General features: G+C 38.8%; 12 protein-coding genes. 7 read left to right on the forward strand and 5 right to left on the reverse strand.

Annotated elements, in window-relative coordinates; all coding sequences use genetic code 11:
• The first annotated feature begins 288 nt into the window (after positions 1 to 288).
• The 7 genes from CUN59_RS12220 (at position 289) to CUN59_RS12250 (ending at position 6,593) form a co-directional block, all read left to right on the forward strand.
• The gene (locus CUN59_RS12220) at positions 289 to 489 is read left to right on the forward strand and encodes a hypothetical protein (RefSeq protein WP_104388104.1); all 201 of its coding nucleotides are present in this window, start codon (positions 289 to 291) and stop codon (positions 487 to 489) included.
• Positions 490 to 707: 218 nt separating this feature from the next.
• Positions 708 to 1,901: a GNAT family N-acetyltransferase gene (locus CUN59_RS12225; RefSeq protein WP_104388105.1), complete on the forward strand. Its 1,194-nt coding sequence runs from the start codon at positions 708 to 710 to the stop codon at positions 1,899 to 1,901.
• The gene (gene ruvX / locus CUN59_RS12230; protein WP_104388106.1) at positions 1,882 to 2,379 is read left to right on the forward strand and encodes a Holliday junction resolvase RuvX; all 498 of its coding nucleotides are present in this window, start codon (positions 1,882 to 1,884) and stop codon (positions 2,377 to 2,379) included. Before CUN59_RS12225 ends, ruvX begins: the two co-directional genes overlap by 20 nt.
• A gap of 128 nt (positions 2,380 to 2,507) precedes the next feature.
• Positions 2,508 to 3,080: a DUF3727 domain-containing protein gene (locus CUN59_RS12235; protein ID WP_104388107.1), complete on the forward strand. Its 573-nt coding sequence runs from the start codon at positions 2,508 to 2,510 to the stop codon at positions 3,078 to 3,080.
• A gap of 270 nt (positions 3,081 to 3,350) precedes the next feature.
• The gene (locus CUN59_RS12240) at positions 3,351 to 3,875 is read left to right on the forward strand and encodes a YqeG family HAD IIIA-type phosphatase (protein ID WP_104388108.1); all 525 of its coding nucleotides are present in this window, start codon (positions 3,351 to 3,353) and stop codon (positions 3,873 to 3,875) included.
• Positions 3,876 to 4,277: 402 nt separating this feature from the next.
• The gene (gene proB / locus CUN59_RS12245; RefSeq protein WP_104388109.1) at positions 4,278 to 5,387 is read left to right on the forward strand and encodes a glutamate 5-kinase; all 1,110 of its coding nucleotides are present in this window, start codon (positions 4,278 to 4,280) and stop codon (positions 5,385 to 5,387) included.
• A gap of 18 nt (positions 5,388 to 5,405) precedes the next feature.
• Positions 5,406 to 6,593 (forward strand): FtsW/RodA/SpoVE family cell cycle protein, encoded by a 1,188-nt coding sequence (locus tag CUN59_RS12250; RefSeq protein ID WP_104388110.1) that lies wholly within the window; start codon positions 5,406 to 5,408, stop codon positions 6,591 to 6,593.
• A gap of 32 nt (positions 6,594 to 6,625) precedes the next feature.
• Here the strand turns inward: CUN59_RS12250 and CUN59_RS12255 are convergent, their stop codons facing one another.
• The 5 genes from CUN59_RS12255 to CUN59_RS22665 all read right to left on the reverse strand — a co-directional run bounded on the left by CUN59_RS12255 (position 6,626) and on the right by CUN59_RS22665 (position 14,196).
• Entirely contained in the window at positions 6,626 to 7,540 is a 915-nt protein-coding gene (locus CUN59_RS12255; RefSeq protein ID WP_104388111.1) for a ribonuclease D, read from the reverse strand.
• An 816-nt stretch (positions 7,541 to 8,356) separates the two neighbouring features.
• Positions 8,357 to 8,674, reverse strand: a complete 318-nt coding sequence (gene rbp, locus CUN59_RS12260; RefSeq protein ID WP_104388112.1) for an RNA-binding regulator — start codon at positions 8,672 to 8,674, stop codon at positions 8,357 to 8,359.
• 275 nt (positions 8,675 to 8,949) lie between these two features.
• On the reverse strand, positions 8,950 to 10,080 hold the full coding sequence (locus CUN59_RS12265) for an aldo/keto reductase (protein WP_104388113.1): 1,131 nt from the start codon (positions 10,078 to 10,080) through the stop codon (positions 8,950 to 8,952).
• A 98-nt stretch (positions 10,081 to 10,178) separates the two neighbouring features.
• Positions 10,179 to 13,811, reverse strand: a complete 3,633-nt coding sequence (locus tag CUN59_RS12270; protein WP_438501816.1) for a hybrid sensor histidine kinase/response regulator — start codon at positions 13,809 to 13,811, stop codon at positions 10,179 to 10,181.
• 31 nt (positions 13,812 to 13,842) lie between these two features.
• A complete protein-coding gene (locus CUN59_RS22665) occupies positions 13,843 to 14,196 on the reverse strand; it encodes a hypothetical protein (RefSeq protein ID WP_104388114.1) in 354 nt (117 codons plus the stop codon).
• Positions 14,197 to 14,520 lie beyond the last annotated feature (324 nt).

Consider the following 14,520-nt stretch of genomic DNA (forward strand, 5'->3'; position numbering starts at 1 on the left):
GGTGCGGAATGTGGGTTTTAAGTTGGGATGAAGTTTTTCAGGAAAATTTTACTCTTTGGGAAGATTAGAAATATATACTTTTGTGTCCTTAATCTCTAATTATTTAGGGTATAGAATATGCGATATTCAAAAAACAATTAAAATTTACTCTTCCCTCTCAATAGTCAGCAGTCAACAGTCAACCATTCATTAAACTTCGTTACGAAATAAGAAGCTAGGTGAAAAACATGATACCTTCTGATCTAGTCAAACAATTACACAAACCTTACAAAGGAGAACACAGTGGCAATGGAATCCAATGTACTAACGGGCGCAACTGTAGATAATCAAGATATAAGTGAATATGTAGCTCATCTACAGTTGCACATGACACTGCAAGCTCGCAACCTGGTTCCAACCCTTAAGCAGACAGTAGAAGATAGTCGTCAGCAATTGCTTCATCAAACCCAAGCTGACTTTGAAAAATTTGCTTCTCGTCAAGTTTTATAGATCTAACAGCATTTTTCCTGTAATTCACATAGAATAAAAGCAGATATTGTGGTTTTAGCCCCAAAGCCGCTATATTTTGCTTTTGATATTCTTTTAAGTATTTAGTTAAGAAAATCACTCTTTAGAAGCAAGACCTAAGAGCCAAAAGCCGTTAAAATAATTGTAGCATTAGACCACCAATCATATTTTGTCAAGGTTAAATCGCGGCTTGAATCAAAATGACTTCACTACTCCCTCGAAACCTCAGCGTGATTATTCGACCAGTCCAACATAGGGACTTGGACGAAATCGAACGCCTAACTCAAGAATCCTTATCCCCTCTTTCCCCACAAGAAGTTGACGAGGCCATGCAAAAAATGCAATGGTTACGACGCTGGTATGGATTCCTGAAATTTTTAAGTTGGTTTCCCAATCCCTTACAGTATCGCTTTTGGGGTTACGTCGCCCAACAGGGGCGCATCCTCCTGGGTATGATTCAAATATCACCGTTTAACCGCACCCGCAGCACTTGGCGGATTGATAGAGTGATGTTAGCAGGTAGTAGCGATCGCATGGGAGTAGGATCACAATTACTGCGCCATTGCTTTGAGTCCATTCTAGAAGCGCGGACTTGGATTTTAGAAGTTAACGTCAATGATGTTGATGCTTTAGCACTGTATCGCCACAACGGTTTTCAACGTCTGGCAGAAATGACATATTGGGAAATTAACCCCCAATTATTAGCTGAATTAATCCAAACCGAGCCAGATTTACCCAATCTCCTCCCAGTTAGTAACGCTGACGCTCAATTGCTCTATCAATTAGATACAGCATCCATGCCACCCTTAGTCCGGCAAGTATTTGACCGTCACACCCACGACTTTAAAACCACATTCTTTGGTGCTATTAGCGATGCAGTCAAACAGTGGATGACAAAAACCGAAGTTGTAAGCGGTTATGTCTTTGAACCCCAACGCAAAGCAGCCATAGGGTATTTTCAGATTCAACTTGACCGCACAGGTGAAAATCCCCACGTAGCCACACTTACAGTTCATCCCGCTTATACTTGGCTATATCCTGAACTATTGTCTCAATTAGCCCGCATTGCCCAAGATGTTCCCCAACAAGGACTACAACTAGCTTCTTCTGACTATCAACCAGAAAGAGAAGAATATTTAGAACGCATCGGGGCGAAACGCATAGAACATACATTAATCATGTCTCGTTCCGTTTGGCATAAACTCCGAGAATCTAAATTTGTCTCCTTGGAAGGGATTCAATGGCAAGAAATGTTACAAGGACTGCAACCAACCCGGAAACCTATCCCCGGAGGAATGTCATGGGTACAAGAACACCAGCCCATACAACAAGCCGTTAATATAGATATAGCTTCTCCCTCGGAAGCAATGCCAGATGAACCCCAGGAGCAATAATAACGTGATCTCTGATTCCTCCAAATCATTTATCTCTGCCTTGGGTATTGATGTTGGTAGTAAACGCATCGGTTTAGCCGGTTGTGATGGTACTGGCTTAATTGCCACAGGTATCACCACAATTGAGCGTAAGTCTTTTGTTGAAGATGTGGAAAAAATTCAACAAATAGTTAATGACCGACAAGTACAAATTTTAGTTGTCGGTTTACCATATAACATGGATGGTTCTTTGGGTTTTCAAGCGCGTCATGTCCAAAAATTTGCCACTAGACTAGCTAAGTCTCTCCAACTGCCTTTGGAATATATGGATGAACGCTTAACTTCCTTTCAAGCAGAACAACTATTAATTTCAGAAAACCGTTCCCCATCCAGAAATAAAGATTTAATTGACCGTAAGGCGGCAGCCTTGATTTTACAACAATGGTTAGATGTGCGGCGAACTTCGGTACACAGATCAGTAACATTTACTGATGAGTGATCCCTTTTAACATGATATTCTAAAAACTATTGCTTGTATCTCTCAATTTATGGTTGACATCGGCTGTCATTTAACGGTTCAATGATTTCCATATTTAAGAGTATTATTTAAATTTAGATAATTCAGCTATGTTTTCCTCTCCATTCCCTGAAGATAATGATCACGCTCCCGAAAGTTCTCTGACTTTGACAGATGAGCTAAAACGAACTTTAGAATGTTACATTGAGCATACCCTCTCAGTAGACGGACAGAAATATGTCCTGCTGTTACCTGTAGATGCACCCATAGAAATTTTCGCTTGGGAAACTGATGGCGAAGAAGAGGAAGCAGTTTTAGTAGAAGATGATGAAGTCATCGAAGAAATTTTTAGCACTGCTCAAGCGGTTCTTTCTGAGCAAAATCTCATTCTCAAAAATACTGCTTATGCCCTGACTGTAGCAGGTGATTTACCTCCTGAAGAGGAGTCAAAATTATTCACTTTAGAAATTGAAGATGAAGAAAATGGTTTAGAACCAGAGCAACTGCTGGAAATTGCCACTTTTTATCATCAAGACCAGGAGTATGCCATTTATACTCCCCTCGATCCCCTGCTCTTTTTTGCCAGAATTACTAAGACAGGTGAACCAGAATTACTTTCTCCTGAAGAGTTTCGCCAATTTCAACCCCTGTTAGAAGAACATCTTTTTAACGAAGTTGAGTAGTTACGGTTGACTGTTGCCCTATTCAAGAAGATTAAGTTTAATCCTATTAGACATAGGAGTGAAAATTATCCTAGGGACAATTCATGAATTGTCCCTACAAGGGTTTAGTGGTTATGCACATTTAATTACCACCAGATGTCTATTGAACCAAGTAGGTTAGCAAAATAAAATCAAAGTGTGTAAGGAAAAGAAAACAAGGATAAAACCCTTTTTCCGCTGCCCTCTGCCTCCTACCTTATCCCAAGGACAATTTTTAACACAAACCTACTTATGACCCGCAATCATCTATTACAGCCTGATTTGATTTTACCAGGCTCAATCTTGACTCTGACACCAGACATAATCCAACAATATGGGCTTAAAGGTCTAGTATTGGATGTAGATGAAACCTTAGTACCAATTAGAGCGGGTTCGACTTTCCCAGAACTGCAAGTATGGGTAGAAGCAATTCGTTATTCTACAACATTATGGTTAGTTAGTAATAATTTAAGTGAAGCCAGAATTGGTAGTATTGCCCGTTCTTTAGATTTACCTTACTACTTAGGTGCGGCTAAACCCTCCCGTAGGAAAATTAGGGCGGCATTACAAGAGATGAATTTACCAGCCCATCAAGTGGGAATGGTAGGCGATCGCTTGTTTACAGATATCTTAGCGGGTAATCGTTTAGGAATGTTTACAATTTTAGTTGAGCCAATTATCCATCCTGATTTTACAGACCTGCGTACCCACCCCATCCGTAACATTGAAGTTTGGATATCGGAAATACTAGGGGCATCTATTACCGGGAAGAGGTAGGGGCGCAGGGGCAAGGAAGGTAAAAATAATACAGCGATATGCAGTTGAATGAGATACAAACGGTTACTGAGCGATAGCCTGTGTGGCGTTAGCCATGCCACTGCCTCCTGCTATATTGTGTTTTTTTGTGTGGTTTAGGATACAAAGATTTACAAACATTGATAATTTGTAAAAAAAGTAAACCTAAAGAAATAATTAAGAAATTCTATAGTTTGCAAAAAATGAGGGATCATTGATTTTGATAATATCAGGGTCAGCCGAAAAAGACCCTAGCAGATAATAAATCAATATAAACTCATACAGCGTCAACCTTCACTATAGAGGGATTGGCGCTGTATAATTTTTTGGAAGTATAGCAGGTGACTGTTAACTGTTAACTGTTGACAACTGACAACTTGACTAATGACCCAAACAATTGTTATTAAAATCGGTACTTCTAGTCTTACCCAACCAGAAACAGGACAATTAGCCCTTTCTAGCATTGCTACTTTAGCGGAAACTCTCTCTGATTTACGAAGACAGGGACATCGGGTAATTTTAGTTTCCTCTGGTGCTGTGGGGGTGGGTTGTGCGCGGTTAGGTTTAACTGAACGTCCTAAAGCCATAGCCTTAAAACAAGCTGTAGCAGCAGTTGGTCAAGGGCGATTAATGCGTATATACGATGATTTATTTACTATCTTACAACAACCTATTGCCCAAGTATTATTAACTAGAGCAGATTTGGTACAACGTAGCCGCTATCTGAATGTTAATAACACTTTTCAAGAACTACTCAATTTAGGAGTAATTCCTGTTGTGAATGAAAATGATACAGTAGCGGTAGAAGAGTTAAAATTCGGGGATAATGATACTCTCTCGGCATTAGTCGCTAGTTTAGTAGAAGCAGACTGGTTATTTTTGCTCACCGATGTTGATAGATTATATTCAGCCGATCCCCGTTCCGTACCTGATGCTAAACCTATTAGTGTAGTTAGCAGTATGCAAGAACTGACCGAACTACAAATTCAAACCGATGGACAGGGTTCTCAATGGGGAACAGGAGGAATGATGACAAAAATTTCTGCGGCCAGAATTGCGATCGCTGCTGGTATCCGCACAGTTATCACCCAAGGGCTGTTTCCTCACAACATTGCCAAAATTATTCAAGGAGAACTCATCGGTACACACTTTTTACCCCAACCAGAACCCACGTCAGCCCGGAAACGTTGGATAGCCTATGGTTTGATCCCCGGAGGAAAATTATATTTAGATCCAGGAGCGATCGCCGCCATTACCAAAGGGGGAAAATCCTTATTGGCCGCAGGTATTAAAGCCGTAGAAGGAAAATTCGACAATCAAGAAGCAGTGCAATTATATGATACTAATGATCATGAAATTGCTAGAGGACTAGTAAATTACAGTAGTAATGAATTGCAAAAGATTTGCGGCCGACATTCACGAGAAATACCCTCAATTTTAGGTTATGAAGGTGTGGATACTGTAATACATCGAGATAATTTAGTGTTAATTTAAATTACCAATTACCAAATTGTGAATCTACTACGTTTAATCCCAATTTTTGATAATTCTGTTTCTACCTGGGGGTTAGAAGCCCGTATATTGCGTTGGCTAATATTAACATGGATGTTTATTGGCCTAATCATCCTCTTCTCTGCATCCTATCCCGTAGCTGATGAACGTCATGGTGATGGTTTATATTATTTCAAACGTCAAATGCTTTGGGGTATCGTTTCCTTAATTATTTTCAACATCATTGTTAATTTGCCATTGCGGAAAATTTTAGGAGTATCTCATTGGTTTTTAATATTGTTCCTAATGTTGATTTTTGTGACCTTAATCCCAGGATTAGGAAAAAAAGCCTTTGATGCAGCCAGATGGATAGCCATCGGACCCATTCCTATTCAACCATCAGAATTAATTAAACCGTTTTTAGTGCTACAAAGTGCCACACTTTTTAGCAAATGGGAAAAACTATCTTGGGAAATGCGTTTATCATGGTTAGGTGTTTTTGGTCTTGTTCTCTTAGGAATTCTTGCACAACCTAATTTAAGTACCACAGCACTTTGTGGGATGACAATTTGGTTTATAGCCTTAGCCGCAGGACTACCCTATAAATACCTGGGAGGAACAGCCCTTGGAGGTGTACTTTTAGCCTTACTAAGTATTAGCATCAAAGAATATCAACGTAAACGTATTATGTCCTTTATGAATCCTTGGGGTGATGCCACAGGAGATGGTTATCAATTAGTACAAAGTTTACTAGCTGTAGGTTCAGGTCAAACTTGGGGATCTGGGTTTGGACTTTCTCAACAAAAATTGTTTTATTTGCCTATTCAAGATACTGATTTTATCTTTGCAATTTTTTCTGAAGAATTTGGTTTTGTGGGAGGTATTTTACTATTACTAATGTTAGCCATATTTACCACCATAGGATTAATTGTTGCCCTCAAATCTAAAAATTTGACATCCCAATTAGTCGCCATTGGTATGGTAGTTCTGATAATTGGCCAGTCATTATTACATATTGGTGTCACCATAGGCGCATTACCAACTACAGGTTTACCCTTACCCATGTTTAGTTATGGTGGTAATTCCATGATTGCTAGTTTAATATCTTCAGCTTTATTAATTCGAGTAGCCAGGGAAAGTGGCAAAGCAGAAGTAGTTCCCCTCCACAAAACACCATCTGAAAATCGGCCAAGAAGACGATTTTTTTAGAATTAGTCCTATTCAATTACTTTCCCAATTCCTCAATATTCTTCATGTTCCTGTTTCTGAGGCGTTATTTTCCAATAAGTATTTATATCAACATTAACAGGCAATTTTTCTAGATTAACTCCTAAATTTTTCCGTATATCTTCGGTTAAAGTAATGGTAAAATCTAAATCAATCCCTTGATTTTCTATCAAATCTCTCAATTCTTGAAACTGAGTTTTGAAAGTTTTTCGCTCATAGCTAGTCAGCTTACAGTAAGAAGTTTCTTGAACATCCTGGGCTAACATAGCTTGCTTAACTCGTTCCTGTAAATGCTCAAATTCAGATTTAAGTATTTTCTGTTGCTGTTCGATTTCCACATATCTAGCAGTCAATAAACTTAAATCTTCACTACTAGGATCTATATTTAATTTTGACTCTATTGTTAATAACTTTAAATATACTTGGGCTAGATAAATACAATCAAGATAGGCATATTCTATCTGTACTGATGTTAATGGTCTTTTACCCCAATCACCGCTTTGTTCTTGTTTATCAATTCCATGAAAATTACAAAGTTGAGTAGCTAAAGTTTGCAGTTGATAGTTAGGTAATGGTAATAAATAAACAGGAATTTTTTTAGCCTTGGCTAAAGTACAAGTAACATTTTTCGCTTTTTTACCGCCTAAAAATTTCAGATCATAACTAGCATTATGAAAAACCTTTTCAATCCTCTCATTCTTCATAATCTGATCAATAAAATCAGCAATTACATCTGATTGATTCAGAACATCCAGCAAATACACCCGATCACCAGTCATATCTTCAGGATCATCCAATACCTGAATTAGTGATAATCTAGGATTAGGACTTTTATAATCGGCAATTTCTGTATCTATCCACAAAATTTTAGTTTTGCTATATTCAGCAATGAGAGAACTAATTTCCTTAGCAGCAGTAATATAAGGCATTGGTAGATGTCGGAAGATTTGAATTTGTTTTGCTACACCTATATTTTATATAGGACTTATGCCACATGTAACTGAAACCTTTATTCTTTCCTAGGGGTAATTCATGAATTACCCCTACAAACTTTGAATTTATTCAGTCCATTCTATAGGCATAATATTTGATTTATGAAAAGATAAGTAGGGTGCGTCAGACTGCATAAATTCTATCAATAAACAGATTTGTCATATCTGACGCACCCTACAATACTTCTTTTATCGCACATCCGTGAGGTACAAACTGAATAACCAAAACCCAAGCTGCAAGGGTGTTTCACCTCCTGCCTCCTATCTTCTCCTATATCCACGAAAAAAGCTCAGGAATTAATACCTGAGCTTGTGGTAAACTTAAATTATATATTTGAGGCAGATAGACATCCGATACTTTTTTGCTAACTAATGCCAACAAATACATAAGTTGAGATTTTTTTCTTTCAACCAAGGCGTATCAACCAATGCACAAAGATAAATTCCTCGCGCACTTAATAAGTGTTTGCCGTGCTTGGTTCTCGCACAAAGAAGCAAACTGAATTAAGAGTATTATATTTTCTTGACGCAGTGACTATCTTGATTTACAGAGGAATAGTTTGCCAAGATGGTATTTCTCCAGATACTCTTAATTCTAAATAGCTTACAGGCTATAGGTAAAATATATCGTACATCCGGTGAAATTCGACCGCTTTTCACCAGTGGTATGTATGCCATGGGGAAAGTAGATCGTTAGTTAACGAAAGTTAGCAAATGCTTAACTAACTAATTCCCTTCTCAAATTGATAGCTATTAGTAGCGGTTACCGCGGAAATTACCGCCACCACCACCACGATTTCCACCAAAAGAACCGCCACCACCACGATCTTCTCTGGGTTTAGCTTTGTTCACTTTCAAATCACGTCCCATCCATTCAGCACCATCTAGGGCTTCAATTGCTGCTTCTTCTTGAGCATCAGATTCCATTTCCACAAAACCGAAACCCCGTAGTCTGCCTGTTTCCCGGTCAGTGGGTAATTGTACACGCTTTACAGTACCATATTCTGCAAAAACTGCACTTAGAGCGTCCTGGGTAACTTGATAAGAAAGATTGCCTACATAAATTGACATAAATCTGCTCCAAAATCATAAGAGTGTAGAGATTTAGATTTCGGAGAAAAGTCTGTAAATACCAATGGTAAAAAGCCGATCAATACTAAAAACAAACGTGGTCCACCGAATTACTTCTCGAATCCGATTATAGCATAAAAAATTTATATATAGGGAGGTAAATTAAAAAAATTAATCATCTTGTAGGAAGCAGGGGCTAAGGGGGAGGGACTAGGACGGGTTGCAATCCGCAATTACCAATCCCCTGTTGCTTTTTGTCTGCTAGTAGGCGGTTATTACCCCCACAATCTTCTACCTGATTTTCCCTGTAGTCGTTCATGACTATCTGTGAGTAAAGCGGGAATATCTAATTTTTCGGGACATTTGGGCAAACAATCGCCACATTCTGTACAACGGTTGGCTTTCATACCAGGAAACCAATGACCAGCATTTTCAAACATTGCATAACGATATTTACCATAATCGGTCATATCATAAGCTACAGCCAAATTTCTTAATCTTAAAACTTCGGGGATGTGAATATTTTCTGGACAAGGTAAACAAGCATAACATTGACTGCATTTATCAGTTAATAAAACCTGATTTTGGTGATGTGCTAATTTTTCTAAAATATCAATTTCAATTTTTGTCAATTCATTTGCATAATCGAAAAGGTCTAAAGAAATTGCTAATTCTTCTGGCTTTTCTGGTCCGATACTCAAGGTAGTAATACGTTGATCACTGAGCAAAAAACGATAATTGAAATCTAAGGGTGTCAAGGGATGACAAATTTCTGTTAAGGTTAGGGATGGAGTATATAATTTTCCACCTTTATCAGCAGGAGAAATAATAAAAATACCCATATCTTTTTTTGCTGCCAACTCAATAGCCGGGGCATTACGTTGGAAAAAATAATAATAATGGAGATTGACAAAATCAAAGAAATCTGTATTTATAGCAGCTAAAATGATATCTAATGGTGCGTGGGTAGAAAAGCCAATATGTCTAACCCTGCCATCATTGACAGCTTCCTGGACAGCTTGCATACAGCCGTTTTGGGATTGTACCCATCCTAAATGTTGCCAAGTATTTAAACCATGAATTCCCAAACAATCAAGATAATCTGTATTTAACCGTTTTAAAGATTCATCAATATACTGACGCATAGTATCGGCATCAGGTGTGGGAGGAATTTTAGTAGTAATATAAAGTTGATTTCGCGGGACTGATAAACCAGTTTTTATGGCTGTTCCTAAATATGTTTCGCTGTCGCCATAACCTCTTGCTGTTTCTAAATGATTAATTCCTAAAAATAAAGCTTTTTCAATTGTTTGCCGGACATTTTTGCTATCACTTAAATAGCGCATGGTTCCCAAAGAAAAAACAGAAATTTGTAAATTAGTTTTACCAAAACGACGATATTGCATATAGGTGATTATAGCGGTATGCACTTGAATGAGATACAGAATTTACCTAAAAAACTATACACTCTCATGACTTTCAACTCTGTTCCCTATTCCCTGTTCTAGTTACGTTTTACCAAACTAGCAACTACTATTGCTAGTTCGGCTGGTTCAATGGGTTTTGGTAAATGAAGTTGAAAACCTGCTTGGATAGCCCGCATTCGGTCTTCTGTTCCAGCATAGGCTGTTAGTGCGGCGGCTGGGATATTTCCGCCTTTGTCTGAGGGGAGCGATCGCACTTGGCGAATTAATGAGTAACCATCTTCTTGTGGCATCCCAATATCACTAATTAAAACATCTGGTTGCCATCGCTTTAGCATCTGCAATGCTTCTGATACTGATGCCACTGCTGTAACTTCTGCTTGGCATTCTTCCAGTACGGTCTTCATAAATTTACGGCTATCGGTTTCATCATCTACCACTAACACGCGCACATTGGTGAGTTCAGGCAAGGATCTAGAAGACTTGAGAGGTAAAGAGGCAGATTCTTCTACTTCATCTAGGGATTTCTGCTTCTGTGCATTTGTGCTTTCTTCCAGAAGTGGTAGTTTAATTGTAAATGTTGATCCTTGGTTATGACCTGAACTTTTTACATCAACAGTACCACCATGGAGTTCTACCAAATGCCGCACAAGTGATAATCCCAATCCTAATCCACCATAGGATCTAGTGCTAGAACTATCGGCTTGACGAAAGCGATCAAAAACATGGGGAAGAAAATCTGCACTAATTCCAACACCATTATCAATAACTTGAATTTGAGCATATCTTCTCAATGGTAGTTGTTGATAATTACTTCCTTGCCCGTGTGAAACTATTGATGGAATTTCTTCTCCTCTGCTCCCCAGTCTCTCTACTCCCCTGCTATTGCTTAGGTCTGGGTTGCTAAGATTAATCTGATCTAGCCTGATTTCGACATTACCGCCTTGGGGTGTGAATTTAATAGCATTGGTTAACAAATTCCAAAGAATCTGTTGTAAGCGGTCAGAATCCCCGGAAACTATCACAGCAGGGACAGAGGACAACAACGTTTTTGTGTCCACTTCTGACTCCCTGGAATCACTAAAATAGGGGTAAAAGTGCAAATTAATTTCCTTCGCCTGGGCAGCTAAAGAAACAGTTTCAATGGCTGAGGTAATAATGGGAACTAAATCGCAAGTCTGAGGATTAAACTTTAATTTGCCGCGAATAATGCGCGAGATATCCAACAGATCATCTATTAACTGGTTTTGCTTTTTGGCGTTGCGCTCAATAGTTTCTAATCCCTGGGCTATTTTATCTGGGCTGAATTGGCGAGTACGTAGAAGATGAGACCAGCCAAGGATGGCATTTAGGGGCGATCGCAATTCATGGGATAACACCGCCAGAAACTCATCCTTCATGCGGTTAGCTTCCCGTAACTGTTCAGTTTGTGTCTGCAAGGAAGCAATCAAACTAGCTCGATCCATAGCGATCGCTACTTGGTTACAAACTGCTTGCATAATCGCTTTTTGATTTTCACTGAATTCTGACAGTCTCCGACTACCAAAAAAAAGAGTCCCAATTAACTGCTCCTGAGCTATGAGGGGATAACCATAAAAGGCTTGTATTCCCAAAAAACGGAGGAACTCTGTTTTTGGGTCAGTAGATTCCTGGACATGATCTAAAGCAATTACCCGTCGTTCCTGAGCTATAGTGCCATATATAGCTTCACCAAACTCCAAGGTGGCAAGTTCTTTGGCGATTTCCTCAGAAAAACCTGTGTAAGAAACTAACTGCATCACCTGAGAGTTGCCTTGAATTACATAGTTAAAGTAAACATCTAAATTAATCTGCTTTGCTAGTTCTTGAAAAACAGCCTCAATCAATGTGACCGGTTTTTGACTAGATAGAAGAATATTAGCCGTATTAAATAGTAGCTGAAGATTTTTATAGCCCGATGACAGGTCTTTTTCTATTTGCTTGAGTTCACTAATATCTTGGAAAGTTAAGAGACAGGTTGATGGATGACCGTGCATAACTGGCATAGTATCAGCAAATATGAGCAGAGAGTGAATACCTGTAGAGGTATGCCAATCTATCTCAAAACCTGCCAAACTTTCCCCACGCGCTACCCGCACTCCTGGCATTTGTTCATTAGGAATGGGATTACCTGCGGCATCCCTACAATCATAAATAGTCTGATATTCTGCGGCTGGTATGTTTTTGGGAAATTCACCCCCAGCTAATTTATCAGCAGCCTGATTAGCAAATATTACCCGCGCCGTTTCTGGTTCAATAAATACTAATGGTATTGGCATTAAGTTAAGTATATCTTCTAACCATTTTTGGTGATTTCGCAGCAAGTTCTCTGCTTGCTTTCGTTCTGTAATATCCAAAAATGCACCGATACATCCTCTAGTTTCACCATCTTCATCAAATAGGGGAGTAACATATTCCAACAAATTGATGACTGTACCATCCTCATGGACAACATCAACTTCACAATCCAAAATTTCCACACCATGAGCGGCAGAATACTGCATGGGCAGTTCTTTTGCACTCAGTTCTCTACCTTCACGGAAAACTTTAAATTGTGTCGGTTTTTCTTCTACAGGGGCAGTCAGAGAGGCATTTTCATGGGGTTGCATTCTCAGTAACTTGGCAAAAGCCGGATTCATGTTAATAGTTTGGCATTCTGGATCTTTCGCTATGCCAATACCAATAGGAATCATGTCCAACAAAGTTTGTAACTCGGTGACTCGTCGCTGTAATTTTTGGTTGAGTTCGAGGATTTTTTTCTTGCTTTTCTGGATTTCACTGAGTGCGGCTTCTCGTTCACTAATATCTAGGATAAAGGCCACTGATTTCTCCCGTTCTTCTCCCATCAACACAAAACCAAGTAATACGGGAAGGCGACCACCATCTTTACGAATATATTCTTTTTGAAATGGCATACAAGCACCATCTACACTAGATTTAGCTTGAGCGATCGCTTGTTCATCTAAATATAAGTATTCTGGTGGTGTCAGATGCCGCCAATCTATCCTACCAGCTAGTAAATCCTCTTGTGTGTAATCAATTATTCTCAAAAATTCCTTGTTTGCTTGGTAAATGCACCCATTTATGTCGCCAAAAAGAATACCAATAACGTTGGAGTTAACGAAACTTTGCAATTTCTCTTCATTTTCTTTCGATGCTTCTTGAGCGCGATCTCGTTGCCGACTGAGGCGATCAATTATCAGCGCACTTTGCCAAGCTAAAATGGTAAAAACGATAATTACAACAATAGCAAACAGTGAAATTCCAAAGGCAAAATCGTACATCCTTGCCCGTTCACCGTTGAGTATTAACCAACCTAGTAAAAAAGGTATGATTATTGCTGGTAATAATAAACGCCTAGCTATTAACCCACCATAACTATCATTAGTTATTACCCGCATCAAACCCTGCCTTGAACTCGCCCACAGAATGCCCATAGACAATATCATCAAAGTTACAGCCGTATGTAATGCCATTGATGTTGTGTGTAGAGCAATACGATAAAGCAAATCTTCTTTGTAGGCATATCCCATCAGCGACTGAAGACAAATCAAGGCAGCTATAATCGTGAAAATTTGGGCAACCCAATAACTACGCTGTTTATTTGGCTGAATAATTAGATATATAGCTACATTAATCAGGATGAAACTGAGTGCGGTGTTAAACCCCATGCGTCCAGGGTGGGATGTGGTCAATACTATTGGTGAGTCCCGAAATAAAAATTCATCAATTTTGAAATTCCAGCCCAATACATATTGAATAATTGTTAGTAACCCACATTCCGGCTACTGTTACCGTAAAAAATCGAGACAGCCACAGGTAAAACACACGCCTTGTTTCCGTCATACCTTGGGATATCCATAGGGATAATCCAGACAGCAAAAAACATAATGCTGTATTTGCTTTCATGGTGGCAGGACTACCAAGAAAACCCTTTTTGAGAATTTCAAGATCAAAATACCAGCCTAGTAGTACCAGTCCACCTATGAAAATAGAAATTGCACTTGTAGCTCTTACCACCCCTAAACGGACAGGTATTTTTAGTAAATCTCTTATCCTCAAGTGATTAATATTTAACATTGAGGCTCTTAAATTTCTATCTAGCTATGGAAATACAGCAGAAGGCAGGAGGTGAAACACTCTTCCTATCCGATAGCGTAGCCATGTTTAGGTTTTCAGTTTGTACCCTTCGGTTGACGCTGACGGAAGCCTCATTGAGTTGCAATCTGCTGGAATGATTTTAACTATTAATTAATAGTAGTTTCATCTGTCTTGAAATTAAGTTTCATCTAACTATAAGTACAATATTACACCACAGATTAATAGCAGATAATAGTTATTTTAAAAAGTCTATCTTTAGATAGATTTCTTGATTGCTGATCGTATTGTCATTATCATCGGTGT

It is taken from the genome of Cuspidothrix issatschenkoi CHARLIE-1 (genome assembly GCF_002934005.1).
In the GTDB taxonomy this organism is placed as follows: Bacteria; Cyanobacteriota; Cyanobacteriia; order Cyanobacteriales; family Nostocaceae; genus Cuspidothrix; species Cuspidothrix issatschenkoi.